We start from the raw sequence: 23,511 nt of genomic DNA on the forward strand, positions 1-23,511 counted from the left end.
TCCATGCGTGTGCAGCCTCGCGCGCTCACTTCGGGCTTGGCGCAGGACCCGCTTCATCTCTGGCGTGCAGCAAAAGTCAGGCATATTGAGCCTCCCATTGGCTGATGATGCGGTGCAACTGCGCCACACCATCGGTCAAGGCTGCGGGTCCGGGTTGCAGGATGTCGGCCGATTTGATCTCAAACAACTGACCGTTGCGCACCGCGGGCACGTCTTGCCAGCCCGGGCGTGCGGCCACTTTTTCGGGGCGAAATTTCTTGCCGCACCACGAGCCGATGATGATGTCGGGGGCGCGTTCCACGATGGTCTGTCCATCGGCAATGATGCGGTCACGGCCCAGCGACTGCACGGCCAGCTCGGGGAACACGTCGTCACCGCCTGCAATGCCCATCAACTCCGACACCCAGCGGATGCCGCTGATGTGCGGCTCGTCCCATTCTTCAAAAAATACTTTGGGGCGGCGCTTGAAGCTGGCCGCCTTATGGCCGATGGCATCCAGCTCGGCGCGCATGACCGACAACCTGGCCAGGCCTTGCTCGGCCTCGCCCACCATCGCCGCCACTTGGTAGAGCATCGAGAAAATCTCATCCACGCTGCGCTGGTTGAAGATGGTGACCTGCACACCGGCCTTGATCAGCAAAGATGCGATGTCGGCCTGCAGGTCCGAAAATCCGAAAACACAATCGGGCTTGAGCGCCAGGATCTTGTCGATCTTGGCGCTCAAAAAAGCACTGACTTTGGGTTTTTCTTCGCGGGCCCGGCGCGGCCGCACCGTGTAGCCCGAGATGCCCACGATGCGCTGCTCTTGCCCCAACAGGTACAGCCACTCTGTCGCCTCTTCGGTGAGGCAGACGATGCGTTGGGGGGCGAGAGATGTGCTCAACATGACATTGTTTTACAACGATGCCTTCAAGTTGAAGAACAACGCACGACCATCTGCAGGATAAATCCCGTTGTACTTGGCAAAGTCATAGTAATTCTTATCCAACACATTACGTACCCATGCCGACAAAGTCAATGTTTTGGATAGTGAAGTATTCATTCCAAAATCAACCACGTTCCGAGATGGCATCAAAGGATAGTAAGCCGTTTGATCACTGGCTTGAAGCATATTGCTGCGATACCGTGTCGAGGCAATCAGCGTATATCCGTCCATGCGCTGCTCAGCCGTCAAACGTGCCACCTTTTTTGCCGTCAAAGGAAGTCGATTACCCACATTGAAGCCACTGTCAATCGCTGCATTGACAAAATCCAATCCACCTTTGAAGGTCAATGTCCCGTTAGCTTTCCAGCTTCCGTTGAATGAAAGCACTTGACGCTGCGTGTCATATAGGTTTGTATTGCACGATGCAGAAATTCCTCCAATAGCTCCACAATCGTATTGGTATCCAATTTCATCACCTGCGTGAATATTTCTATAGTGAATATCGAACTTACCTGCCCCATATGAATGCTCAGCTTGAGCAAAGAACTCTCGGGTGCTCATTGGTTTGATTGTCGGATTGATCGCCAACAAAGCATAGTCCCCGCTGGGTTTGAAGTAATACAACTCATCGGCATTGGCAAACCGGAATCCAGTCAAGCCCCCCACACGCAACACCGTGTTTTGAGACAGTTGATGCCTTAACGCCGCAGAGAAACCAGACTTTCGGGTACTTGCTGATGTGGTACTTCCCGCTGCATTGACCTGAAAATCGTTCTCGACATTCTGTGTTCGTGCACCCAATTCCAAATTAACACTTTGACTAAGTGGCTGAGTTGTTTGCACGTAGAAGGATTGACTTAATTGTCCGACTTGTTTTCCAGCGTCTGTTTTTGCAGCCGTATCAGCGAATTCACCGCCGATAACCCACTGACCATTACCTATACGTGAATGCAGTTCTGGGCTAATTGAAGATCGAGAATTACGAATGGTGTTGTAAAGCTTCTCTTGTGAAGACTGATGAAATACATCCACAGACAAAGAACTGTCATTGCTGAGGGCCCGGTCATATCGAGCACCGATCGCTCCGCCGGAACGATCAGCCTCGGCAGGCTCAGCGCCAATTTTTCTAGGATTGGCCATGAACTCAGCTGGGCTCAAATAACTCGGAGATTGCGCCTTTTCTTCGAAGGCACGAGCAAAAAACCCGACACGCCCCCAATCTCCTGATGTTGACAATTTGAGTTGCGCGCTTTGCTGACGAGACTCGCTGTAAGCACGATATCCATTGGCACTGGCAGACATCAAGGAAACGGCACCGCGTACATCGTCCGTTTTAAATCCAAGATAGGCGTCCAATTTTTTCGTACCAAAGCTTCCCAAACTAGCTGCCACTTCTTTTGTAGCATCGGTACGTGTGATGATGTTAATGACACCACCTTGTGCTCTATCCCCATAAAGCGCACCACCATTAGCCTTACGGATTTCAATTCGCTCTATGCTACTCATAGGCAATTGAGCAAAACGAATTCCCGAGGAATCCAGGCTATTCAGACGTTCGCCATCAACCAAGACCAAAACGTTTTGTGAACCCGCCTCTCCTAAATAGCCAATATCCAGTGAAGCATCAACTCCAGCACGTCCGTACAAACGTGTCAGAGACATTCCTCCAACCGTATCCAAGAACTCAGCCACATTTGATGCACCGGATTGCTCAATCTGCTCACGCGTAATCACATCCACAATGGCTGCCGACATCGAACGTGGCTGCGCCATGCGCGATGCCGAAATGACGATGGGGTCAATGTCGTGACTGACATTTGCAGTAGACACAGAATTTTGCTGGGCATGCGTGGTGACGGCCAGCGTTAACGCACCGGCAAAAACTAACGTTTGGTTTTTCATAAGAAACTAACAAGTCAAAACGCCCTCACCGCCTTCCCCGACAGTGCATGGGCTTCACGACCGGTCTTGCGACAGGTCACCTTGTTGGCCGGTATCCGGGCTGACAGAGCGACCTTCATCACCTTCCCGGCGGCCTGTTTCAGGGTCACCAGTGGTTTGAGATGAAAGCGGAGTCTTTGTTTGTGGCAAAGACCCGTCTGCTTACCGTTGCGGGGGCAGCGCAGGTTAGGTCGGCCGTGGTGGCACTTCCCTCCTGCTTCCCGTTGAACTGCGGGCCGTGAACCGGCTTCGCGAGCACCAACTGGGGGCTATTTTAGGCGTCAAGCTGTCAGCCAGCCTACAAGGACGGCCAAGGCCTACAATGGCATCAATTTTGATAACTTGATTGCCATGGCCCAACCCGACACCATCGATCAGATTGCCGAACGTGTGGATCACCTCTTGCTCCGTCACGAAGAGCTGCAACGCACACACGTTTTGCTGACCCAGCAAGTCCAGGCCCTCACACAGGAGCGCGATCAGCTCAAGTCCCGCCTGTCGGCCGCCCGGGCAAGGGTGGACTCCCTGATCGAGCGTTTACCGCAAGCATCTGCTTCGGCTGCGCCGGAGGTTTCTCAATGAGCGCCAAACAAATCGAAGTCCAGATCATGGGCCAAAGCTATATCCTGGGCTGCCCCGAGGGTGGCGAAGCGCGGCTGCAAGCGGCCGTGCAAAAAGTCGATGTGGCCATGTGCAAGATCCGCGATGCTGGCAAGATCAAGGCCCGCGACCGCATTGCCGTGCTGGCCGCCCTGAACCTGGCTTTTGACCAAGGTGACAACGCCACCGCCGCCCCCAGTGCTGCCGCCAAACCCGCCGACACCAGCACGCCTGAAAGCCAGGACCGCCTGACACAGCTGCTGCAACGGCTGGACCGGGCGATTGAATCCGACGGTCAATTGCTCTGAGTTCCGCAAGCGGGCCCTCAAAGGCCTACAATCCGCCTGTCTGCGGTGCACGCCGGGCTTTATATTTCCTTGAACCAATGCTCATAGAGCACGGGCTTGGTACATTGGCTGGTGAGCGTGATCGTCTCGCGTCAGATGAACCCAACGCCAGTCTGCCCTCGCCCACCTGAACCCCCGGTTCAGGATGACGGTCCGGTGGCATTCGCAGACACCTTCTTCACTTGCACGCCAATTCACCATGATGATTGAACCAACGCTGCTGGCCGAATTGGCCGTTCTGGGCCTTTGCACAGGTTTTCTGGCCGGTCTGCTCGGCATTGGTGGCGGCATGATCATGGTGCCCTTCCTCACCTATTTGCTCGGACAGCGCGGCGTGGGTCCTGATCTGGCCGTGAAGATGGCGATTGCCACCTCGATGGCGACCATCATCTTCACTTCGGTGTCGAGCGTGCGGGCTCACCACAAGAAAAAAGCTGTGCGCTGGGATCTGGTCAAAGGTCTGGCACCCGGCATTGTGCTGGGCAGCCTGATCGGCAGCATGGGCATTTTTGCATTCGTCAAAGGTGCATCGCTGGCCTTGTTCTTTGCCGCATTCGTGGGCTTCTCTGCCACGCAAATGTTTCTGGACAAGAAACCCGCCCCTACCCGCCAAATGCCTGGTTTTACCGGTCAATTGGGTGCCGGTGGCTTGATCGGTTTGTTGTCAGGTCTGGTTGGCGCCGGTGGCGGCTTCATCAGCGTGCCCTTCATGACCTGGTGCAATGTGGCCATTCACAACGCGGTGGCCACCAGTGCAGCCTTGGGCTTTCCGATTGCTTTGGCCAACGTGGCCGGCTACATCGTCAGCGGTCAGAACGTGCAGAACCTGCCTGACTATTCGTTTGGCTACCTGTGGCTGCCAGCGCTGGTGGTGATTGCCGTGTGCAGCGTGACCATGGCCCCTGTGGGTGCGGCCACGGCACACAAGCTGCCCGTCAAACAGCTCAAGCGCGTGTTCGCCACCATCTTGTATGTGCTGGCTGCCTACATGCTTTACAAAGGCCTGAGCGCCTGATCCGCTTGGCGTGTCCGCTCATTTGAGTTGGATGCTGCCCGCAACATTGACCGCCACGCGGGACTGACCTGCCTGCGCAGGAACGGGCATGGGGGATGGCGCGGCATCCATTTGTATCGCGGCCATGCGCATCTGAGGCGGCTCACCCGATGTCTCCTGATTGGTGACACGCACTTCGCGCAGACCGTAAGAGCCAAAGCCAAAGCTGGAGGCCAATGCACTGGCTCGCGCCTGGAATTGCGCCACCGCCTGACCCTGAATGCGGCTTTCGGTCTGGCGCTTGAGTTCAGGACTGACTTCCCAATGCATCTGGCTGACGGTCAGGCCCTGCACGCGTCCGGCCACAGCGGTGATGCGCTCCACATCACGACCTTGCAGCACCAATTCGGCCACACCGGTCCAGCCGTTGGTTTTGCCGTCGCGGCCATAACGCGGGGAGACCGACAATTGGCCTGTGCTGACATCCAGCAAACCCGCTTGAGCAGAACCTTGCGCCAAGCTCAATGCAGAAGCCAGCTGTGTTTTGATCTGCTTTTGAACGGCGGCGGCATCGGTCCCTTCTTTTTGCACGGCCAAGGTCATGACCAGCCAATCCTGTGTGACCTGCGCTGAAGCCGATGCGCTCAAATGCACAATCTGAGAAGAGGCAACAAGCGGATCCTTGGTCACAGAATTTTGTGCATGGGCCGTGATGCTGGACAACGCCACAATGATGGCGGCAGACAAGCTGTTGAAATTTCGCATGAACACCTCGTGAAAATGAGGTGCCATTGTGAGCGCCCAAGGGCCGTCAACGGGCCATCAGACACTTCGACGTCGTATCAGGGTGTAACGCACCATGGCGCTTGGTCGTGCACCAAGCCCATCCACAAAGCCCAAGAGGACAAGCCCACCAGGGCCAGTCCAGCCACGCGCACGCCCCACGCGCCATCACCAAGGGATTGCAGGCGCAGCAACAACCAAGGCCCGGTCCACAAACTCAAGCTCGAACCCAAGGCGAAAAGAGCCATGCTGCTCGCGCCATTCAAAGGATCGCCCGCCAAAGCGGCGACCATCAAAGCGGAATAGAGCAAGCCGCAAGGCATCAGTGCCCACAATAATCCGACCAGCAAAGGCGCGACGGCGCCGGAGCGCTGATGAAAAGCACGAACACGCGCCCACAGTCTGCGGGCACCTGCTTCGAGCCACACCGGCTGGCGCGCTTGCACCACCAACACCAGCCCCAAGGCCATTGCCGACAGATGCAGCAAGGTCCACAGGGGTCGCAAAGCAGCCGACTGAATGGTGAGCCACCCGAGGCCCTGCACGCTGTACGCAGCGGCTGCGCCCAGCAATGAATACCCCAACATCCGACCGACTTGGAAAGTCCAAAGCGCACGCAGACGGTGCTCGCCTGCCGCCTGCCCCAGACCTGCACAGGCAGCCCCACACATGGCAACGCAGTGAGGACCACCCAAGAGACCCATCATCAACGCAGTGATGGCCAAAGAACTTTGCATGTTTTTCCCGCTTGATCCGCGCTCCTGCGCAGACATCTTGCCCATCCTAGCTCAGATGATTTTGGAAAAACGGGTCCGATTGCGGTCGGCTTGCAGATAGCGGTCAAACACCATGGCCACGCCGCGCACAAAAAACCAGCCCATGCCGGTCACCTGAATGCCGGTGTCGCTCAGCTGCACCAAGCCTTGGCCTTGCATGTCATCGAGTTGCGCCAATTCGGCTGAGAAGTATTTCTTGAAGTCCACCAGCCAAGCCAGGTTGATGGACTCGAACTGCAACTGCCCCTGGCACATCAAGGCCATGATCACGGCGCGGCGGATCAGGTCGTCACGCGTCAGCGCCAGGCCACGCACCACGGGCAGATGCCCCTGGTCGAGCAGATCGCAATACTCTTCCATGGTCTTGGCGTTTTGGCTGTAGGTGGCTCCCACACGGCCAATGGAGGACACCCCCAGGGCAATCAAATCGCAATCGGCTTGGGTGCTGTAGCCCTGAAAATTGCGGTGCAAGCGCCCTTGCCGCTTGGCCACAGCCAAGGCATCGTCGGGCAAGGCAAAGTGGTCCATGCCAATGTAGACATAGCCCGCCTCAGTGAAGGCATCCAGCGAACTTGAGAGCATGGCCACTTTGGCACCACCTGAAGGCAGCTCAGCGGCATGGATGCGCCGCTGAGGCTTGAAGCGCTCGGGCAAATGCGCATAGGCGTACAAGGCAATGCGGTCCGGGCGCAATTCATTGACCTGTGCCAAGGTGCGCTCAAACGACTCTGGGGTCTGCAAGGGCAAGCCATAGATCAGGTCGACGTTGACCGATTCGAAACCCAGACGGCGCGCAGCCGCCACCAGGTCAAACACCTGCTGAGCGGGTTGGACGCGGTGCACCGCTTTTTGCACAGCCGGATCAAAGTCCTGCACGCCAAAGCTCAGGCGGTTAAAACCCAGCTCGGCCAACACGGCCAAGCGTTGTTCGTCAACGGTGCGGGGATCGACTTCGACCGAATACTCACCACCCGGCACAAACTCAAAATGGCGCCGCAGCATGTGCATCAATTCACGCAACTCGTCATCGCTCAAAAAGGTGGGTGTGCCGCCGCCCAGGTGCAGCTGGCTGACCGACTGCCCCATGCCCAAATGGGCTGTGTGCAATTGCACTTCACGCGTCAAGTAACGCAAATAGGTTGCAGCCCGGTCTTTGTGCTTGGTGATGATCTTGTTGCAGGCGCAGTAGTAGCACAGTGACTCGCAAAACGGGATGTGAACGTACAAGGACAAAGGCGTTGCCTTGCCAATCGCACCCGATTTTCGCTGGTCAAGTGCTTGCAAATAGTCAGCTTCGCCAAACGCCTCCACAAAGCGGTCTGCCGTGGGGTACGAGGTGTAGCGAGGCCCGGGGACATCAAATCGTGTCAGCAATTCAGGCGTGATGAGGGACATGAGCCCACCCTTTAATCAAATCGTGTTCAGTACGGGTGTCGACTTTGCCCGCAAGTCATGCAGCGTGTTTTGACACAAGTCAATGTTCGTAATGGTTAACTTCAATTTTTGACTGTTTCCGGGTATACCCCGAAGAGTAGCGAAGAAATCGTATTAAGCTCAAGACTTGATCCAAGGCAAGAACCATTTGTCATCGACGAGATAACACCATGAATCCACAAGCCATCAAAGTCGCCTGCTCCAACTGCAACCTGCGCGAACTGTGCATGCCCATGGGTTTGAACGAACAGGACCTCAACCGACTCGATGATCTGGTGGCCGTGCGTCGCAAAATCAAACGCGGCGGTACCCTGTTCACCAATGGCGAAAAGTTCACATCGCTGTACGCCATTCGTACCGGATTTTTCAAAACCTGCCTGGCCACCGAAGATGGTCGCGATCAGGTGACCGGGTTTCAGATGGCAGGCGAGATCATTGGTCTGGATGGCATCGTGCACGATCAACACACTTGCGATGCGGTGGCCCTGGAAGACGCTGAAGTCTGCGTCATGCCCTTCGACCGTATCGAAGAGCTGTCACGTGAAGTGACCGCTTTACAGCACCATGTGCACAAAATCATGAGCCGTGAAATCGTGCGTGAGCACGGTGTGATGTTGCTCTTGGGCAGCATGCGGGCGGAAGAACGTCTGGCCGCTTTTTTACTGAACCTGGTGCAACGCTTGCACGCAAGGGGGTTCTCTCAGTCCGAATTGGTGTTGCGCATGACACGAGAAGAAATCGGCAGTTATCTGGGCCTCAAATTGGAGACCGTGAGCCGAACTTTTTCAAAGTTCGTGGAAGATGGCACTGTAGAAGTCAAGCAGCGGCATGTGCGAATTCTGGACACCGATGGTTTGCAACGCCTGGTCAACAACCCTGCACATTGTCATTGACAGCTTCAGGGTTGGAGCCCTTTCAAAACTTGCATAAAAAAAGGGGCGTCACGCCCCTGTTTCACTGTCAGCAGCAGCTGTTGTCACGCGCGCAGTCTTGCGGACGCCCATTTGGCGGGACAGGGCAACGGTTGACCTCAAAAGGCGACATGGACAAGAGCGTGGTCAAACCGCTGGACACCATGGTCAGTGCCCAAAAGACAAAAAAAGCCACGGTGTAAACCCCTTGTCTGGACAGCGCCAAGGGATGACCAAACCACTGCAAGTCTTGGGGATCGACGAGACCGAAAACCACCAACTCCAGCAAGCCGGCCACCAAAAAAGCAGGCCAGGCAATCCACATCATTCTTTGCGCTTTCATGTTTCGTCTCCTTGTTGGCCCAAAGGGCTTATTTTTTAGATGATTGGTCAGGCAGTTCACCGGTGGCCGCATGGTTACGGGCCTGAACTGCAGGCGCCAAAGTGATGCCGCTGCCTTGTGTCTGGGTGCTGACCTCTTGTGTCGACAACACGGGGTCTTGTCCGTGAGCCGCCAGATAAAAAGTCACAAAACCCGCGATCACCACGATCAAGGGGCCGGAAATGATCAACCAGACATGACCGTGTGTCCACCAAGGGCGGTCTTGCAAAGGCAAAGAAGTATGAGAAGACATGTTGGAAACCCTCTGTGATGTGCTTAACGTGGCACAAGAAAAACAGACTTTTCAATCAACTCGGACTGCGCATGGCCGCCCTCGTCGATGGCACGAATCTTGAATTGGATGGGGTGTGAGCCGGGGGTTGCCGCATCATAGGGCAGCTGGACGCGCACCGAAATCCAGCGCGACTCCGTGGCGGCCACTTTCGCATCGCCTTCGAGCTGCAAACTGATGTCGCGCAGACCGTCCACCGACAGCTCATAATTCATGGCCTTTTCGGCAGCGTTCATGATTTGCAGACGGTAAACGTTTTCAATCTTGCCACCCGCCACGATGCGGGCCAGCGAAGCACGGTCACGCACCACATCCACCTTGAACGGCTTGCGCAAGCCCAAACTGGTGAACAAGGCGGCCACCACGATCACCAAAATGGTGATGTACAAAATGACCCGTGGACGGAACACATGGCGCAAGGTTTGCTCTTTGGTCCAGCCGTTTTTCATGGCGTGCTCGGTCGAGTATTTCACCAAGCCACGCGGATACCCCACTTTGTCCATGACGGTGTCGCACACATCGGCGCAAGCGCCGCAGCCAATGCATTCGTATTGCAGGCCTTTGCGGATGTCGATGCCGGTCGGGCACACCTGCACACACAAGCTGCAGTCCACGCATGAGCCCAAGCCCAATGTGGTCAGGTCGGCTTTTTTGGAGCGCGCGCCACGGGGCTCGCCTCGCTGTGCGTCATAGGTGACGATCAGGGTGTCTTTGTCGAACATGGCGCTTTGGAAGCGCGCATAGGGGCACATGTATTTGCAAACCTGCTCGCGCATGAAGCCGGCATTGCCATACGTGGCGAAAGCATAAAAGAACACCCAAAACACTTCCCAGGAACTCATATTGCCCAAGAAGAACTCCATGCCCAGGTCTTTGATGGGCGTGAAATAGCCCACAAAGGTGAAGCCGGTCCACATGGCAATGGCCAGCCAGACAATGTGTTTGTAAACTTTTTTGAACAGCTTTTCGAGCGACATTTTTTCGCCGTCCAGCCGGATGCGGGCACTGCGATCGCCTTCGACCTTGCGCTCCACCCACAAGAAAATCTCGCTGTAAACCGTTTGCGGACAGGCATAACCACACCACAAACGTCCGGCAACGGCCGTGAACAAGAACAGCGAAAAAGCCGAGATCACCAGGATCGCGGTCAGGTAAATGAAGTCCTGCGGATACAGGACAAAACCAAAAATATAAAAGCGGCGCGCACCCAAATCGAACAGCACCGCCTGGCGCTGGCCCCACTCGATCCAGGGCAGACCATAAAAAACCAGTTGTGTCAGGACCACCATGAACCAGCGCCACTTGGCAAAAATGCCTTGCACGCTGCGCGGGTAAATCTTTTGGGTCGCTGCATACAGCGACACCATTTGCACGTCGTCCTCAGCAGCTGCCACAGGGACGATGGGCACGATCTTTCTGGAAGGGTTTTCTTGGGAGTCCAAAACACGGGCTTTCAAATGAACAGAACACCCTCAATGGGGTGTCCTGAATCGGTCAACGATGGATAGGCGACCTTATTTGGCTGCGGCTACTGTCTTGTTGGACAGGCCCCAAACATAAGATGCCAACACATGAATCTGGCCTTCGGTCAACTTCGAAGCCTGAGCAGGCATCTGGTTGACTTTGCCGTTGTTGATCATGTTGACGATGGCGTTTTCACCCCAGCCGTGCAACCAGATGTCGTCCGTCAAGTTGGGGGCTCCCATGGCGTGGTTGCCTTTGCCGTCCATGCCGTGGCAAGCCGCGCAAGCACCGAACTTGGACTTACCCAAAGATGCACGCAGTGAATCATGTGGACTGCCCGACAGGCTGAGCACATAGTGGGCCACGTTGCGCACGTCTTCGGGCGAGCCCACAGCTGCGGCCATGGGGGGCATGTTGCCGTTGCGGCCCTGGGTCAAAGTCGCCTTGATGATGTCGGGCGTGCCGCCATACAACCAATCGGCATCGGCCAAGTTAGGGAAGCTCTTGCTGCCGCGTGCATCAGAGCCGTGGCACTGGGCACAGTTGTTCATGAACAAGCGGTCACCGATGGCCATGGCCTGAGGGTCTTTGGACACTTCTTCTGGGGGCATGCCCGAGAACTTGGCGTACAAAGGTGCCACTTCGGCATTGGCTTTGGCGACTTCAGCATCGTACTGACCGGCCGATGTCCAACCGAACTTGCCAGCCAGATTGCCCACACCGGGGTACATCGCCAAATACACGAAAGCGAACACGATGGTGATGATGAACAAGCCCACCCACCAGCGCGGCAGGGGGTTGTTCATTTCACGCAAGTCGCCATCCCAGACGTGGCCCGTGGTGTTGTCATTGGCCGTCATGGCCTTGGCTTTGCCGCTGAACCACAGAAGGATCAGACAGGCCATGATGCTGACCAGCGTGATGCCGGCCACATACAAGTGCCAGAAATTGCTGATGAAGTCACTCATTTTGATTCCTTTGATTTGTTATGTACTGAGGACAATTCAGTCTTCCTGACGAAACGGCAGTTGCGCGGCTTCGTCAAAGTTGGCTTGGTTGCGGCGTGACATGGCCCACCAGATGATGCCCAGGAAGATGGCAAAGGTGAGCACGGTCACGATCGAACGCAGGGTGTTGATGTCCATGGCCGTTCCTTATTTGCGGTGGATACCCATGCCTTGCAGGTAGGCGATCACGGCATCCATTTCGGTTTTGCCTTTGACGTCTTCGCTGGCTTTGGCAATCTCTTCGTCGCTGTAAGGCGCGCCCAGTGTGCGCAAGCCTTTCATGTGTGCAGGCAAGCTGGCACCGTCTACGGGGTTCTTTTCAAGCCACGAATAAGCGGGCATGTTCGACTCGGGCACCACATCACGCGGATTGTTCAGGTGGATACGGTGCCATTCATCGCTGTAACGGCCACCCACACGGGCCAGGTCCGGACCGGTACGCTTGGAGCCCCATTGGAAGGGGTGGTCATACACAAACTCACCAGCCACCGAGTACGAACCGTAACGCAGAGTCTCGGCACGGAAAGGGCGGATCATTTGTGAGTGGCAGTTGTAGCAACCTTCGCGCACATACACATCACGCCCAGCCACTTGCAGCGCGGTGTAAGGCTTGAGGCCTTCCACAGGCTGGGTGGTGGATTTTTGGAAGAACAGCGGCACGATCTCGACCATGCCACCGAACAACAACACGATGAGGATCAGCACGATCATCAAAAAGTTGTTGGTCTCGATTTTCTCGTGGGAGACGCCACCTGTTTTTTGGTTTTCAGCCATGTTTTATTTCTCCTCAGGCGTGAGCGGTCAGGCTTGGAATCTGAACTTCAACCGAGCGACCTTGTGTGGCCGTCTTGATCGTGTTCCACAACATGATCACCATGCCCCCCAGGTACAACAAACCGCCCAGCAAGCGCAGCACATAGAACGGGAAGGTGGCTTTGACCGACTCAACGAAGGTGTAAGTCAAGGTGCCGTCGGCGTTGACAGCACGCCACATCAGACCTTGCATCACACCGGCAATCCACATCGCAGCGATGTAGATCACGATGCCGATGGTGGCGGTCCAGAAGTGGATTTCAATCGCTTTGACGCTGTACATCTTTTTCTGGCCAAACAGGCGGGGAATCAGGTAGTACATCGAACCCATGGTCACCAGGCCCACCCAACCCAAGGCACCCGAATGCACGTGGCCCACGGTCCAGTCGGTGTAGTGGCTCAAGGCGTTCACGGTCTTGATGGACATCATCGGACCCTCGAAGGTCGACATGCCGTAGAAAGACAAGGACACGATCAGGAAACGCAGGATCGGGTCGTCACGCAGTTTGTGCCATGCGCCTGACAAGGTCATGATGCCGTTGATCATGCCGCCCCAACTTGGAGCCAACAGGATCAGCGAGAAGACCATGCCGATCGACTGCGTCCAGTCAGGCAAAGCGGTGTAGTGCAGGTGGTGAGGACCTGCCCACATGTAAGTGAAGATCAGGGCCCAGAAGTGCACGATCGACAAGCGATACGAATACACGGGACGCTCGGCTTGCTTGGGGATGAAGTAATACATCATGCCCAGGAAGCCTGCGGTCAAGAAGAAGCCCACCGCGTTGTGGCCATACCACCACTGCACCATGGCGTCTTGCACGCCGGCGTAGGCAGAGTAGGACTTGAACGCACCCACGGGCAACGCAGCGCTGTTGACCAGGTGCAGCAAAGCCACAGCAATGATGAACGCGCCAAAGAACCAGTTGGCCACATAGATGTGACGCACCTTGCGGGTGCCCACAGTGCCAAAGAAGACCACCGCAAACGCCACCCAGACCAACGTGATCAGGATGTCAATGGGCCATTCGAGTTCGGCATATTCTTTGCCTTGGGTGTAGCCCAGTGGCAAGGAAATGGCGGCCAGCAAGATGACCAATTGCCAACCCCAGAAGGTGAAAGCGGCCAGTTTGTCGTTGAACAGACGGACGTTGCAAGTGCGCTGCACCACGTAATACGCCGCTGCGAACAAGCCGCAACCGCCAAACGCAAAAATCACCGCATTGGTGTGCAGCGGTCGCAAGCGGCCATAACTGAGCCATGGAATGCCCAGATTCAACTCGGGCCAGGTCAGCTGGGCCGCGATGATCACGCCCACCAGCATGCCCACCACACCCCAAACCACCGTCATGATGGCGAACTGACGTACAACGGTGTCGTTGTAAGTCGTCGCCTGCATATTGGCAAATTTCATTTTCACCTCTTCTTTTTTAAAAACTTCGTTGCGAGTTTGCCCGGGTGTATACCCGCGGGACTTGATCAAAATCAATCGTTTCGCAATATCCGCTCACCTTCGGCCTCAATGTCTTCAAATTGACCTCGGTGAATGGCCCACCACAAGCCGGCCAGGATGAAAAACACCAAACCGACCGACAGGGGGATCAACAAATACAGGATGTCCATGGTTGTTCTTTCATGCTGCTGGAGTGCTGGACGCCACATCTTTGGACAAGCGCAAGGCGTTGAGGACCACCAGCAAGGAACTCAGCGCCATGCCCAAACCAGCTGCCCAAGCTGGCAAGCAACCCAAAAGGGCCAGAGGAATGCACGCGGCGTTGTAAACGGCGGCCCACACCAGGTTTTGCTTGACGATCCGCAGGGTCTGACGGCTTCGCACCAGGGTCTGCACCAGCGCGTGAAGCTGTCCCCCCATGAGCACAAAATCGGCCTTGGATTGCGCCAAAGGGACCGCCTGCCCCAAGGCAAAAGACACATCAGCCCCCGCCAACACCGGCCCATCGTTCAGGCCATCGCCCACCATGGCCACCCTGTGCCCGAGGGCTTGCCAAGCCTGTACCGCCTGCAATTTGTCCTGCGGGCTGCAAGCCCCACGGGCATCGTCGATGCCGACCAAGGATGCCACCTGCGTCACGGCGCTTTGCGCATCGCCCGAGAGCACCTTGAGCTGCAAACCCAAATGCTTCAAGGCCGCGACCACCGCCGGGGCTTCTGAGCGAAGCTCCTCGGCCAACTCAAAAGTGGCGATCCACCCTGCATCGTCCGCCAAACTGACTTGCAAATGCACACCCTCATAAACAGGGGCCTGGCAATAGGCGGCCGAGCCCAAGCGCAAAGGCACAGCGCGACCCGATACGGTCAACAGACCGGACACGCCCTGCCCCACTTTCTCGGAAACCGCCTGCGCCGCCTCGGACTCCAAGGTCGAAAGGCTGCCTTCGGCCAAGGCACGTTGACGGGCTTCTGACCACAAGGCCCGAGAAACCGGGTGCAGGGAATGGCGGGCCAGGATTGCCGCCCATTGCAAGGCTTGCGCCTGCGAGGTGCCCACCCGGGTGTGGATGTTGGCCACTTCAAACGCATCACGGGTCAGCGTGCCGGTCTTGTCAAAGATCACGGTGTCGATGGTCGCCAAATTTTGCAAAGCCTCCAGGCGGCGCACCAGCACCCCACCTCGCGCCAGCGCACCGGCCGAAGCCAGCATGGCCGCAGGGGTGGCCAAAGACAAAGCGCAAGGACAGGTCACGATCAGCACGGCCACCGCCACCATCAAGGCATGGGCAGGATCGGTCGGCCACCAATAAATGGCCGAAGCCAAAGACACCAACAAAATGGCCAGCAAAAATGGCTTGGCCCAGCGGTCCACCAGCAAAGCCATGGAGGGCTTGGACAGAGAAGCACTCTCCATCAAGGAAACAATTTGGGCATAACGCGTGGAGGCCCCCACTTGCTCGATCTTCACCTCGATCGTGCCGCTCAGGTTGTGGCTGCCAGCAATCACTCGGTCGCCGGCCTGCCGCGACAAAGGACTCGACTCCCCTGTGAGCAGGGCCTCGTCCACCTGCGTTTGACCGGCCAGCACCAGGCCATCACCGGCCAAGGCCTCGCCTGGCAGCACCTCAATGACATCGCCCACCGCCAAACGGCGAATGGAGATCAATGCCCACAGCCCATCGGGCATGCGTTTGCGCACGCTGTCAGGCAAGCGGTTGAGCACCGCCTCCAGCGCGCCAGCGGTGCGGTCGCGCATGCGCAACTCCAGCCAACGCCCCGTCAACAGAAAGAACACAAACATGGTCAACGAGTCGAAATAGACCTCGGCCCCAAAAGGGCCGGTGGGCTCAAACGTGCCGATGCTGCTGACCACAAAGGTCACCACCATGCCCAAGGCCACCGGCAAATCCATGCTCACCTGCCGGTGCCGCAGGTCGCGCCAGGCGCTGCGCAAAAACGGGGTGCACGAAAAAAACACCACAGGCAAAGACAAGACCCAGGAGGCCCAGCGCAGCAAATGCACCATCTCGGGCGTGATGTCGCCCGGCTCGGTCACATAGACCGGGGTTGCATACATCATCACTTGCATCATGCACAGCGCGGCCACGGCCAAGCGCCAGACCATGCGGCGACCTTCCTGACGGCGCCTTTCATGGGCATGTGCATCGTTGGCGGGTATGGCCTTGTAGCCAAAGCGCTCAACCGAGCGCATCCATTCAGAGGGCCGGGTGAGCTCCGGCGACCACACAATGCGGCCGCGGTGGCTGGCGGCATTGATTTGCACAGCCCCCACACCCGGTACGGCGCGCAAGGCATCTTCGAGGGTGATGGCGCAAGCCGCGCAATGCATGCCTTCGAACACCACGCTGGAACTCCAGCAACCGGCCTGGGTTTTTTCCGGAAGACTGAAGGCGGCCCACTCCTGCGGATCGTCCAGCAATTTCAGACCTTGCTCGCGTTCCAATGCGTCTTCTTGCGCGATGGCGAGAGGTGGAGATGGCAAAACATTGACTTCAGTCATGCCTGAACGATAAGCCAAGGCCCTGACACGAAGCTTGATGTGCATCAAGAAGCGGGCCAGCGCTGCGATTTAAGCTGAAGTTTTCAACGACGCTGAGGAGCACCTTATGTACAAATGCATTCTTGTGGCCACCGATGGTTCCACCCTGTCCAAAAAAGCAGTGACCAACGCGATCGCGCTGGCCGCCACCTGCGGCGCCGAATTGGTCGCCCTGAAAGTCGTGCCCCGTTACCCCCAAGCCTACTTTGAAGGCAGCATTCCTTTGTCCGCCTCGGAAGTCAGCCGCATCGAAGGCCAATGGACCGAAGCGGCCAAAGCCGCGCTGGATGCGGTCCAAAAAACAGCCAAAGCCAAAGGCGTGGTCAGCAAGGGCGTGACGGTGAAGTCTGATGTGGTCTCGGACGCCATCATTGCCACAGCCAAAAAGCACAAAGCTGATCTGATCGTCATGGCCTCGCATGGCCGCAAAGGCATCAAACGCTTGCTTTTGGGCAGCGAAACGCAACAGGTGCTCACGCATTCGCACATCCCGGTGCTGGTCTTGCGCTGACTTGAACGGGAGCCTCTCGGGGCTCCTGCTGGTGAGGGGCCACGCTGGAATATGGTCATAAAATAGCATTCACTACAAAGTATTCGCATTCATTTTGAAAACAGCCAAACACACCCTCGCGCGCCCGATACAGGCGCTCGGCAACGCTCTGAAATGCGCAACAGTCCTGAGCTTGGTCAGCTTGAGCCTCATGGCGGCAAGCGCCAACGCTCAGGAGCTGATGATCGAAAGCTGGCGCAAGGACGATCAAATCTTTTGGGACAAAGTGCTGATCCCGGCATTTCAGAGAAAACATCCGGGCATTCGCCTGAAATTTGTCCCTGAAGAAGCCCTCAGCTACGACCCGCGCCTGGACGCACGACTGTCCACCCGACGTGCTGGCGATCTGGTGTTTTGTCGACCATTTGACGGCGGCATGCGTTTGAATGCCAAGGGTTACTTGCAAGCCCTGACAGAACCCCAGCTTCAAAATTTCGATCCAAACGCCCGCCGCGCATGGACTTCGGACGATGGCAAAACAACGTATTGCATGCCGGTAGCCTATGTGATCCACGGCATCATTTACAACAAACAAATCTTCAAGGACCTGCAACTGGAGCCACCCCACACCGTTGCGGAATGGATGACCTTGCTCCAAAAAGTGGCCGCCGCAGGCAACGTCACCCCATTGGCCCTGGGCACAGCAGACATGTGGGAAACGAACCAAGTGATCTTCACGGGCTTAGGGCCGAACTTTTGGGAAGGTGAAAAATCACGGCAGGCCCTGATTCAGGGCCGCAAGAAATTCACCGATCCGGAATTCATCAGGGCATGGCGCATGATGGGCCAACTCAAGCCCTACATGCACGCCAAACAAAGTGAGATGTCCAACAGCGACATCCAGATCCTGTTTGCCACGGGCTTGGCGGCCGTCTACCCCACAGGCTCATGGGACATCGACTTCCTGCGCAACACCAGCTTCGCCTACAAAAAGAAAATCGACATGGGCGTCTTCAAGCCCCCTGTGGAGGCTGTGGGTCAACGTTGTCATCTGTCGGTACACCCAGACTTTGGGATCGGCATCAACAAAAGCACCAAACACCCCGAAGCGGCCAAACTGTTCATCGACTGGTTGGCCTCTGCGGAATTCGCTCAGTTATTGACGGACACACTGAGTGGCTTCTTTTCATTGTCCAAACACAAGGTCATGGTCAATGACCCCTTGAGCCAGGAGATGCTGGATTGGCGCAAAAGCTGCGACGACACCATCCGTTTGAACGCCGAAAAACTCAACCGGGTCTGGCCCTCATTGGAAGAAGAACTCTGGTACGTCAACGTGAAAGTCATCAATGGAGAGATGAGCGCTGAGCAGGCCGCAGAGCACATCCAGCGCATTCATGAAAAGAACGCGTATCTGAAAAAGTGACCGCACTTGTGCCCACAAAAAAGACCGCCTCGGCGGTCTTTTTTGTGGCACTTGCAGATCTCAGTTGAACAAGCCCTTGTACTGATCGCGCAGCAAGTTTTTTTGCACCTTGCTCATGGTGTTGCGCGGCAGCTCCGTCACCACAAAGCATTTCTTGGGGATCTTGAAATTGGCCAGCTTGGCTTTCAGCTCGGCGATGATGGCATCGGGCTGCACGGCAGCGCCTGGCTTGGCGATCACCACGGCCACACCCACTTCGCCAAAATCCGGATGCGGCACGCCCACCACGGCGCTTTCGGCCACGCCCTTCATCTCGTTGATGTAGCCCTCGATCTCGGCGGGGTACACGTTGTAGCCACCGCTGATGATCAGGTCCTTGCTGCGACCCACGATGGTGACATAACCTCGCTCATCGACCTTGCCCACGTCACCGGTCTTGAAGTACCCATCGGCTGTGAATTCTTCGGCCGTTTTTTCGGGCATGCGCCAATAGCCTTTGAACACATTGGGGCCTTTGACCTGGATGCCACCGATCTCACCCACCGGCAAATCCAGACCATCGTCGCCGCGCACGCGCAGCAAAACATCCGGCAAAGGAAAGCCCACCGTGCCGCCTCGGCGCTCGGACTGCTGTCCATAGCGTTTGTCTGCCGCGTAAGGGTTGGAAGTCAGCATGGCGGTCTCGCTCATGCCGTAGCGCTCCAAAATGGTGTGGCCCGTGCGCGCTTGCCATTCGGTGAAGGTCTCGATCAGCAAGGGGGCGGAGCCCGCGATGAACAAACGCATGTTCTTGACCGCCGCCTTGTTGAGGCTGGACTCGGCCAGCATGCGCACATACAGCGTGGGCACGCCCATGAACACAGAAGCCTTCGCCATGTGCGCGATGGCGCGCTTGGGATCGAACTTGGCCATCCAGATCATCTTGCTGCCGTTGATCAGGGCACCGTGGATGGCCACAAACAAGCCATGAACGTGGAAGATCGGCAAAGCGTGGATCAGCACGTCTCCATGGCCATCAGGTCCTCCGGTCGTCTTCCAGCCCCAGTAGTCTTTGAGCGTCAGCGCATTGCTCAGCATGTTGCCGTGCGTGAGCATGGCGCCTTTGCTGCGGCCGGTGGTGCCGCTGGTGTAGAGAATGGCGGCGAGGTCATCGGCTTTTCGGCTGACGGTCTGGTGCTGATCGCTGTGGTGCGCCGCACGGTCGAGCAAGCTGCCGGTCCGATCGTCGTTCAAAGTGAATACATGCTGCGTGCCTGCCTTGAAAGCGATCTTGCTGACCCAACCGAAGTTGGCACCACTGCAGACCACCACGGCGGGCTCGGCATTGCCGATGAAGTACTCGATCTCGGCGCTTTGATAAGCCGTGTTCAATGGCAAGAACACATAACCCGCCCGCAAGGTGGCCAGGTAAAGCATCATCGCTTCAACCGATTTTTCGACCTGCACCGCCACGCGACTGCCTTCGGGCAAATCGAGCGACTTCAGCAAATTGGCCATCATGGCGGTGGCACGCTCCAAGTCGGCCCAGCTGTAGCGAAGGCCTTCATCGGTCTCTACGGCGGTGGCCTGGAGGTCAGAGGGAAATGCGGCACGCAGTGCCGAAAACAAATTGTGTGAGCTCATGGATGATGTGCAAATATGAAGAAAAAGCCCCGATCAAAGGGCCTTTGAAACCCTTGAAAAATCAATCCAGCTTGGCACCAGAGGCCTTGACCACTTGTGACCACTTGGCCAGTTCTTTCTTGATGAAGCCATCGAATTGCGCACCGGTCAGGTTGGGAAACTCAGCGCCCTGCCCGGCCCACACGGCCTTGGCTTCGTCAGCCATGCACGCACGGCGCACTTCTTCAATCATGCGGGCCTGCGCATCGGCAGGCGTCCCCTTGGGGGCCCAGATGCCATACCAGGTGGACACGGTGTAGTCGGGCAGACCCAACTCGGCGGAACACGGCACGTCAGGGAAAGCGGCATTGCGCTTGCTGCCCGACACCATCAAGGCCTTGATGCGACCGCCCTTGATGTGCGCCGCCGAAGACCCCAAACCATCGAACATCATGTCCACGTTGCCCGCGATCAGGTCTTGCAATGCAGGGCCTGCACCACGGTAAGGGATGTGGGTGATGAAGGTCTTGCTTTGAAGCTTGAACAACTCGCCCGCCAAATGGTGCGAGGTGCCACCACCGGCCGAGCCATAGTTGAAGCGGCCAGGGTTCTTCTTGACTTCGTCCAAAAAGGCTTTGAAGTCGGCGCCTTGAAACTTCTTGGGATTGACCACCAGCACCTGCGGCACATTGGCCACCAGGATCAGTGGCACCAGATCGCGCTCCAGGTCATAGTCGAGCTTGGGATACATGAAAGGCGCAATGGTGTGGTGCACCGCGCCCATGAAATAGCTGTAGCCATCGGGCGTACTCTTGGCCGCCACCCCGGCGCCCAAAGTACCGCCCGCGCCGCCCCGGTTGTCAACGATGAGTTGCTTACCCGTCAATTTGGAAAACTGCGCAGACATGGGCCGCGCAAAAGCGTCTGTTCCACCGCCAGCAGGAAAAGGCACGATCAAGGTCACGGGCTTGGCAGGCCAAGCGCTTTGGGCCTGTGCAACACCCGCCCCGGTGGCCGCGATCGAAGCGGCGTACTTGAGAACGCTGCGGCGATCCATTTGAAAATTGAATGCTGTCATGGTTGTCTCCTCTTTGATGAATGTGTGCAATAGAAAAATGACGGTACTAAAAATACAAACGCGCCACGTCGTCCGAAACCGGCACATGGCCTTTTGCCAAGCCTAAGCGATAGCGATCGAGCTTGCGCAAGTCGTACAGGTAATTGACCATCAGGCCAAAAGATTGTTTGACGCCTTTGCCTGACATGTCGGCCGCCCAATGGATGTGCTCCACGCGCGCGCCATTGCCCAAATGGAAACGCGCAACAGGATCGGCCGGACGTTCCTCGATCAGCTCTTTGCCCAGGTAATGCGCCGCGCAGCCCAAAAGCCATTGGCGCAAGACCGACTTTTCCGGCAAAGTGGGCATCAGATCCAGCGCCGACAACACATGCTCGGCCGATGCAGGCTCAAACCCCACGGCACGGCCCAACTGGGATTTCAATTTTTCTGGCGTGGCCTCCAGCATGCGGCTGGCGTTTTTGTTGAGCCAGCCACGGAAACCCGGAATGGGCGACAAGGTGGCAAAAGTCTTGAGCTTGGGGAAATCCGAGCGCAGCGTCTCGACCACACGCTTGATCAGGGAATCCCCGAAACTCACCCCTTTGAGACCGGGTTGCGTGTTGCTGATGGAGTAAAAAATCGCGGTCGTGGCTTTGCTCAAATCCACGGCTTCAGCCGACTCGTCCAGCAAAGGACTGATGCTGCTGGCGATCTCGTTCATGAACGCCACTTCCACAAAAATCAGCGGTTCATCGGGCAAACGGGGGTGGAAAAATCCGTAGCAACGGCGGTCCGAATCCAGCCTGTTTTTCACATCGCCCCAGCTCTTGATGTCGTGCACCGCTTCGTACTTGATCAGTTTCTCCACCAAGCTGGCGGGCGAATCCCAGCTGATGCGGCGCAACTCCAGAAAGGCCACGTCGAACCAGGTGGTGAACAGGTTCTCCAACTCGGCTTCCAAGGCCAGCAAACGCTTGTTCGATTTGAGCGCGGGCATCAAGTCCTGGCGCAAATCCACCAGAAAACGCATGCCCTCCGGGAACACCGCAAAGCGTTGCAACAAGCGCGTGCGCGGCGACACCAAGGCCTTGCGCATGCGGATTTCGGCAACCCCTTCATCGGGCGTGCCCACAGCCGCCTCGTATTGCTCACGGGCTGCCCTGACCTTGGTCGCATCGGGTGCAAATTGTTCACTCATCAGCAACCAACAGTCCTGTCGCTGCTCAGGCGTGGCTTTGCTGTACCACTGGGCCACACCCCTGGCCCGCTTGCCACCTTCCACCTCGCTCACGCTGGGGTCCACGATGGCTTGTAATTCGGTCAGGGTGCGCCGCAAAACACGCGGCGACAAGGCCTCTTCTTTTTGACGCAAAGTGGCGTTGAGCCGTTCTCGTGAAGAGCGCGCTGGAGGCCCTTTGTCAGCCACTGATTTAGCGGCACGCCCCTCCTGCTTGACCTCTGGCACTGCAGACTTGTGGCCAGCACGCTTGCCTGCAGGCAACCAACCGGCCACCGTGCGTCCAATCCATTCGGATGTGTTCATGTCGTTACCCCAAGCTTGTCGTGTTCTGTGCTGACGGGCGCGATGCGGCTCTTGTGGTGGCGCGCCAGCTGCCGCAAAGCTTCTCTTTGCCGAGTCAAATGGGTGCGCATGGCCACTTCGGCACCTTGGGCATCCCGGGCCTTCAGGGCCGCAAAGATGGCCATGTGTTCGGCCAAGGACTGCGCCAATCGCCCAGGCGCATTGAGCTGTTGCAGGCGCGCCAATTTGAGGATCTTGCGCAAATCACCGATCACCTGGGCCAGCCATTTGTTGCCCGCGATGGCGATGACGGCTTCATGGATCGCGAAATTGGCCGCGTAATAGTCGGGGATGCGCCCTTGCGCAGCGCTGTCCTGCAATTGCCGGTGCAAAGCCTCCAGCGCAAGGATGTCGGCATCGCCTGCATGCAAAGCCGCCTCATGGGCACAGCGGCCTTCCAGCAAAGCGATCACGGGGAAGATTTCATCGAGATCTTGCTCGGTCACTTCGTTCACAAAGCACCCACGGCGTGGCTCATGGCGAATGAGCCCTTCTGCGGTCAAGACTTTCAGGGCTTCGCGCAAAGGGGTCCGCGAGATGGCCAACTGCTCGCACAGGCGCGTTTCGTCCACAAATGCACCGGGCGATAAATCGCCCGCAAAGATCAGGTCGCGCAGTCCCTGCGCCACCTGTTCGTGCAATGAATTGACGTGTCCTGCCATCTTGGTGCTCG

At 57.0% G+C, this 23,511-nt stretch carries 24 protein-coding genes and 1 riboswitch; of the genes, 6 read left to right on the forward strand and 18 right to left on the reverse strand.

Annotation, left to right across the window (positions count from 1 at the left end; translation table 11 throughout):
* Positions 1 to 76: 76 nt before the first annotated feature.
* Together B9Z43_RS03765 and B9Z43_RS03770 are read right to left on the reverse strand one after the other, a co-directional pair.
* Complete coding sequence (locus tag B9Z43_RS03765; protein WP_108322773.1) at positions 77 to 886, reverse strand: ABC transporter substrate-binding protein; 810 nt, start codon at positions 884 to 886, stop codon at positions 77 to 79.
* A gap of 9 nt (positions 887 to 895) precedes the next feature.
* Positions 896 to 2,827, reverse strand: coding sequence for a TonB-dependent siderophore receptor (locus B9Z43_RS03770; RefSeq protein WP_108322774.1), 1,932 nt, complete (start codon positions 2,825 to 2,827; stop codon positions 896 to 898).
* 68 nt (positions 2,828 to 2,895) lie between these two features.
* Positions 2,896 to 3,144, reverse strand: a riboswitch (cobalamin riboswitch).
* A 73-nt stretch (positions 3,145 to 3,217) separates the two neighbouring features.
* Between B9Z43_RS03770 and B9Z43_RS03775 the strand changes: the two genes are divergently transcribed.
* The 3 genes from B9Z43_RS03775 (at position 3,218) to B9Z43_RS03785 (ending at position 4,828) form a co-directional block, all read left to right on the forward strand.
* Positions 3,218 to 3,448 carry a DUF904 domain-containing protein gene (locus B9Z43_RS03775; protein ID WP_108322775.1) on the forward strand — a complete coding sequence of 77 codons (231 nt, stop codon included), beginning with the start codon at positions 3,218 to 3,220 and terminating at the stop codon, positions 3,446 to 3,448.
* Positions 3,445 to 3,774: a cell division protein ZapA gene (locus B9Z43_RS03780; RefSeq protein ID WP_108322776.1), complete on the forward strand. Its 330-nt coding sequence runs from the start codon at positions 3,445 to 3,447 to the stop codon at positions 3,772 to 3,774. Before B9Z43_RS03775 ends, B9Z43_RS03780 begins: the two co-directional genes overlap by 4 nt.
* 238 nt (positions 3,775 to 4,012) lie before the next feature.
* Positions 4,013 to 4,828, forward strand: a complete 816-nt coding sequence (locus B9Z43_RS03785) for a sulfite exporter TauE/SafE family protein (protein ID WP_108322777.1) — start codon at positions 4,013 to 4,015, stop codon at positions 4,826 to 4,828.
* Between the two features lie 18 nt (positions 4,829 to 4,846).
* On the opposite strand, the gene B9Z43_RS03790 is transcribed toward B9Z43_RS03785, so the two are convergent.
* The 3 genes from B9Z43_RS03790 to hemN form a co-directional block, all read right to left on the reverse strand.
* A complete protein-coding gene (locus tag B9Z43_RS03790; protein ID WP_158270058.1) occupies positions 4,847 to 5,572 on the reverse strand; it encodes an SIMPL domain-containing protein in 726 nt (241 codons plus the stop codon).
* Positions 5,573 to 5,649: 77 nt separating this feature from the next.
* On the reverse strand, positions 5,650 to 6,327 hold the full coding sequence (locus B9Z43_RS03795; protein WP_108323256.1) for a sulfite exporter TauE/SafE family protein: 678 nt from the start codon (positions 6,325 to 6,327) through the stop codon (positions 5,650 to 5,652).
* A 51-nt stretch (positions 6,328 to 6,378) separates the two neighbouring features.
* A complete protein-coding gene (hemN, locus tag B9Z43_RS03800) occupies positions 6,379 to 7,761 on the reverse strand; it encodes an oxygen-independent coproporphyrinogen III oxidase (protein WP_108322779.1) in 1,383 nt (460 codons plus the stop codon).
* A 209-nt stretch (positions 7,762 to 7,970) separates the two neighbouring features.
* Between hemN and fnr the strand changes: the two genes are divergently transcribed.
* On the forward strand, positions 7,971 to 8,693 hold the full coding sequence (fnr, locus tag B9Z43_RS03805) for a fumarate/nitrate reduction transcriptional regulator Fnr (protein ID WP_108322780.1): 723 nt from the start codon (positions 7,971 to 7,973) through the stop codon (positions 8,691 to 8,693).
* A 67-nt stretch (positions 8,694 to 8,760) separates the two neighbouring features.
* Here fnr and B9Z43_RS03810 read toward each other — a convergent pair whose 3' ends face one another.
* The 9 genes from B9Z43_RS03810 to B9Z43_RS03850 form a co-directional block, all read right to left on the reverse strand.
* Positions 8,761 to 9,054, reverse strand: coding sequence for a hypothetical protein (locus B9Z43_RS03810; RefSeq protein WP_108322781.1), 294 nt, complete (start codon positions 9,052 to 9,054; stop codon positions 8,761 to 8,763).
* Positions 9,055 to 9,082: 28 nt separating this feature from the next.
* Positions 9,083 to 9,346: a nitrogen fixation protein FixH gene (locus B9Z43_RS03815; protein WP_108322782.1), complete on the reverse strand. Its 264-nt coding sequence runs from the start codon at positions 9,344 to 9,346 to the stop codon at positions 9,083 to 9,085.
* A 23-nt stretch (positions 9,347 to 9,369) separates the two neighbouring features.
* Positions 9,370 to 10,827, reverse strand: coding sequence for a cytochrome c oxidase accessory protein CcoG (gene ccoG / locus B9Z43_RS03820; protein ID WP_233253944.1), 1,458 nt, complete (start codon positions 10,825 to 10,827; stop codon positions 9,370 to 9,372).
* 72 nt (positions 10,828 to 10,899) lie between these two features.
* Positions 10,900 to 11,817, reverse strand: a complete 918-nt coding sequence (gene ccoP, locus B9Z43_RS03825; protein ID WP_108322783.1) for a cytochrome-c oxidase, cbb3-type subunit III — start codon at positions 11,815 to 11,817, stop codon at positions 10,900 to 10,902.
* 36 nt (positions 11,818 to 11,853) lie between these two features.
* The gene (locus tag B9Z43_RS03830) at positions 11,854 to 11,994 is read right to left on the reverse strand and encodes a cbb3-type cytochrome c oxidase subunit 3 (RefSeq protein ID WP_108322784.1); all 141 of its coding nucleotides are present in this window, start codon (positions 11,992 to 11,994) and stop codon (positions 11,854 to 11,856) included.
* A gap of 9 nt (positions 11,995 to 12,003) precedes the next feature.
* Positions 12,004 to 12,630, reverse strand: coding sequence for a cytochrome-c oxidase, cbb3-type subunit II (ccoO, locus tag B9Z43_RS03835; RefSeq protein ID WP_108322785.1), 627 nt, complete (start codon positions 12,628 to 12,630; stop codon positions 12,004 to 12,006).
* 13 nt (positions 12,631 to 12,643) lie between these two features.
* Positions 12,644 to 14,080, reverse strand: a complete 1,437-nt coding sequence (ccoN, locus tag B9Z43_RS03840) for a cytochrome-c oxidase, cbb3-type subunit I (RefSeq protein WP_108323260.1) — start codon at positions 14,078 to 14,080, stop codon at positions 12,644 to 12,646.
* 71 nt (positions 14,081 to 14,151) lie between these two features.
* Complete coding sequence (gene ccoS, locus B9Z43_RS03845) at positions 14,152 to 14,289, reverse strand: cbb3-type cytochrome oxidase assembly protein CcoS (RefSeq protein WP_089960903.1); 138 nt, start codon at positions 14,287 to 14,289, stop codon at positions 14,152 to 14,154.
* Between the two features lie 10 nt (positions 14,290 to 14,299).
* On the reverse strand, positions 14,300 to 16,639 hold the full coding sequence (locus B9Z43_RS03850; protein ID WP_108323262.1) for a cation-translocating P-type ATPase: 2,340 nt from the start codon (positions 16,637 to 16,639) through the stop codon (positions 14,300 to 14,302).
* 106 nt (positions 16,640 to 16,745) lie between these two features.
* Between B9Z43_RS03850 and B9Z43_RS03855 the strand changes: the two genes are divergently transcribed.
* Complete coding sequence (locus tag B9Z43_RS03855; RefSeq protein ID WP_108322786.1) at positions 16,746 to 17,189, forward strand: universal stress protein; 444 nt, start codon at positions 16,746 to 16,748, stop codon at positions 17,187 to 17,189.
* Positions 17,190 to 17,379: 190 nt separating this feature from the next.
* Complete coding sequence (locus B9Z43_RS03860; RefSeq protein WP_108323264.1) at positions 17,380 to 18,594, forward strand: ABC transporter substrate-binding protein; 1,215 nt, start codon at positions 17,380 to 17,382, stop codon at positions 18,592 to 18,594.
* A 60-nt stretch (positions 18,595 to 18,654) separates the two neighbouring features.
* Here B9Z43_RS03860 and B9Z43_RS03865 read toward each other — a convergent pair whose 3' ends face one another.
* The 4 genes from B9Z43_RS03865 to B9Z43_RS03880 form a co-directional block, all read right to left on the reverse strand.
* Complete coding sequence (locus B9Z43_RS03865) at positions 18,655 to 20,217, reverse strand: malonyl-CoA synthase (RefSeq protein WP_108322787.1); 1,563 nt, start codon at positions 20,215 to 20,217, stop codon at positions 18,655 to 18,657.
* Positions 20,218 to 20,278: 61 nt separating this feature from the next.
* Complete coding sequence (locus B9Z43_RS03870) at positions 20,279 to 21,274, reverse strand: tripartite tricarboxylate transporter substrate binding protein (protein ID WP_108323266.1); 996 nt, start codon at positions 21,272 to 21,274, stop codon at positions 20,279 to 20,281.
* A gap of 46 nt (positions 21,275 to 21,320) precedes the next feature.
* Complete coding sequence (locus B9Z43_RS03875; RefSeq protein WP_108322788.1) at positions 21,321 to 22,799, reverse strand: malonyl-CoA decarboxylase; 1,479 nt, start codon at positions 22,797 to 22,799, stop codon at positions 21,321 to 21,323.
* Positions 22,796 to 23,500, reverse strand: a complete 705-nt coding sequence (locus B9Z43_RS03880) for a GntR family transcriptional regulator (RefSeq protein WP_108322789.1) — start codon at positions 23,498 to 23,500, stop codon at positions 22,796 to 22,798. The genes B9Z43_RS03875 and B9Z43_RS03880 overlap by 4 nt, the downstream gene beginning before the upstream one ends.
* Between the last annotated feature and the right edge of the window lie 11 nt (positions 23,501 to 23,511).

This window comes from Limnohabitans sp. MMS-10A-192 (assembly GCF_003063335.1).
Lineage (GTDB): Bacteria > Pseudomonadota > Gammaproteobacteria > Burkholderiales > Burkholderiaceae_C > Limnohabitans_A.

Coding starts and splice junctions, on each gene's coding strand:
- B9Z43_RS03765 (WP_108322773.1), bottom strand. CDS start 886: ATGTTGAGCACATCTCTCGCCCCCCAACGCATCGTCTGCCTCACCGAA.
- B9Z43_RS03770 (WP_108322774.1), bottom strand. CDS start 2,827: ATGAAAAACCAAACGTTAGTTTTTGCCGGTGCGTTAACGCTGGCCGTC.
- B9Z43_RS03775 (WP_108322775.1), top strand. CDS start 3,218: ATGGCCCAACCCGACACCATCGATCAGATTGCCGAACGTGTGGATCAC.
- B9Z43_RS03780 (WP_108322776.1), top strand. CDS start 3,445: ATGAGCGCCAAACAAATCGAAGTCCAGATCATGGGCCAAAGCTATATC.
- B9Z43_RS03785 (WP_108322777.1), top strand. CDS start 4,013: ATGATGATTGAACCAACGCTGCTGGCCGAATTGGCCGTTCTGGGCCTT.
- B9Z43_RS03790 (WP_158270058.1), bottom strand. CDS start 5,572: ATGCGAAATTTCAACAGCTTGTCTGCCGCCATCATTGTGGCGTTGTCC.
- B9Z43_RS03795 (WP_108323256.1), bottom strand. CDS start 6,327: ATGCAAAGTTCTTTGGCCATCACTGCGTTGATGATGGGTCTCTTGGGT.
- hemN (WP_108322779.1), bottom strand. CDS start 7,761: ATGTCCCTCATCACGCCTGAATTGCTGACACGATTTGATGTCCCCGGG.
- fnr (WP_108322780.1), top strand. CDS start 7,971: ATGAATCCACAAGCCATCAAAGTCGCCTGCTCCAACTGCAACCTGCGC.
- B9Z43_RS03810 (WP_108322781.1), bottom strand. CDS start 9,054: ATGAAAGCGCAAAGAATGATGTGGATTGCCTGGCCTGCTTTTTTGGTG.
- B9Z43_RS03815 (WP_108322782.1), bottom strand. CDS start 9,346: ATGTCTTCTCATACTTCTTTGCCTTTGCAAGACCGCCCTTGGTGGACA.
- ccoP (WP_108322783.1), bottom strand. CDS start 11,817: ATGAGTGACTTCATCAGCAATTTCTGGCACTTGTATGTGGCCGGCATC.
- B9Z43_RS03830 (WP_108322784.1), bottom strand. CDS start 11,994: ATGGACATCAACACCCTGCGTTCGATCGTGACCGTGCTCACCTTTGCC.
- ccoO (WP_108322785.1), bottom strand. CDS start 12,630: ATGGCTGAAAACCAAAAAACAGGTGGCGTCTCCCACGAGAAAATCGAG.
- ccoN (WP_108323260.1), bottom strand. CDS start 14,080: ATGAAATTTGCCAATATGCAGGCGACGACTTACAACGACACCGTTGTA.
- ccoS (WP_089960903.1), bottom strand. CDS start 14,289: ATGGACATCCTGTATTTGTTGATCCCCCTGTCGGTCGGTTTGGTGTTT.
- B9Z43_RS03850 (WP_108323262.1), bottom strand. CDS start 16,639: ATGACTGAAGTCAATGTTTTGCCATCTCCACCTCTCGCCATCGCGCAA.
- B9Z43_RS03855 (WP_108322786.1), top strand. CDS start 16,746: ATGTACAAATGCATTCTTGTGGCCACCGATGGTTCCACCCTGTCCAAA.
- B9Z43_RS03860 (WP_108323264.1), top strand. CDS start 17,380: ATGGCGGCAAGCGCCAACGCTCAGGAGCTGATGATCGAAAGCTGGCGC.
- B9Z43_RS03865 (WP_108322787.1), bottom strand. CDS start 20,217: ATGAGCTCACACAATTTGTTTTCGGCACTGCGTGCCGCATTTCCCTCT.
- B9Z43_RS03870 (WP_108323266.1), bottom strand. CDS start 21,274: ATGACAGCATTCAATTTTCAAATGGATCGCCGCAGCGTTCTCAAGTAC.
- B9Z43_RS03875 (WP_108322788.1), bottom strand. CDS start 22,799: ATGAACACATCCGAATGGATTGGACGCACGGTGGCCGGTTGGTTGCCT.
- B9Z43_RS03880 (WP_108322789.1), bottom strand. CDS start 23,500: ATGGCAGGACACGTCAATTCATTGCACGAACAGGTGGCGCAGGGACTG.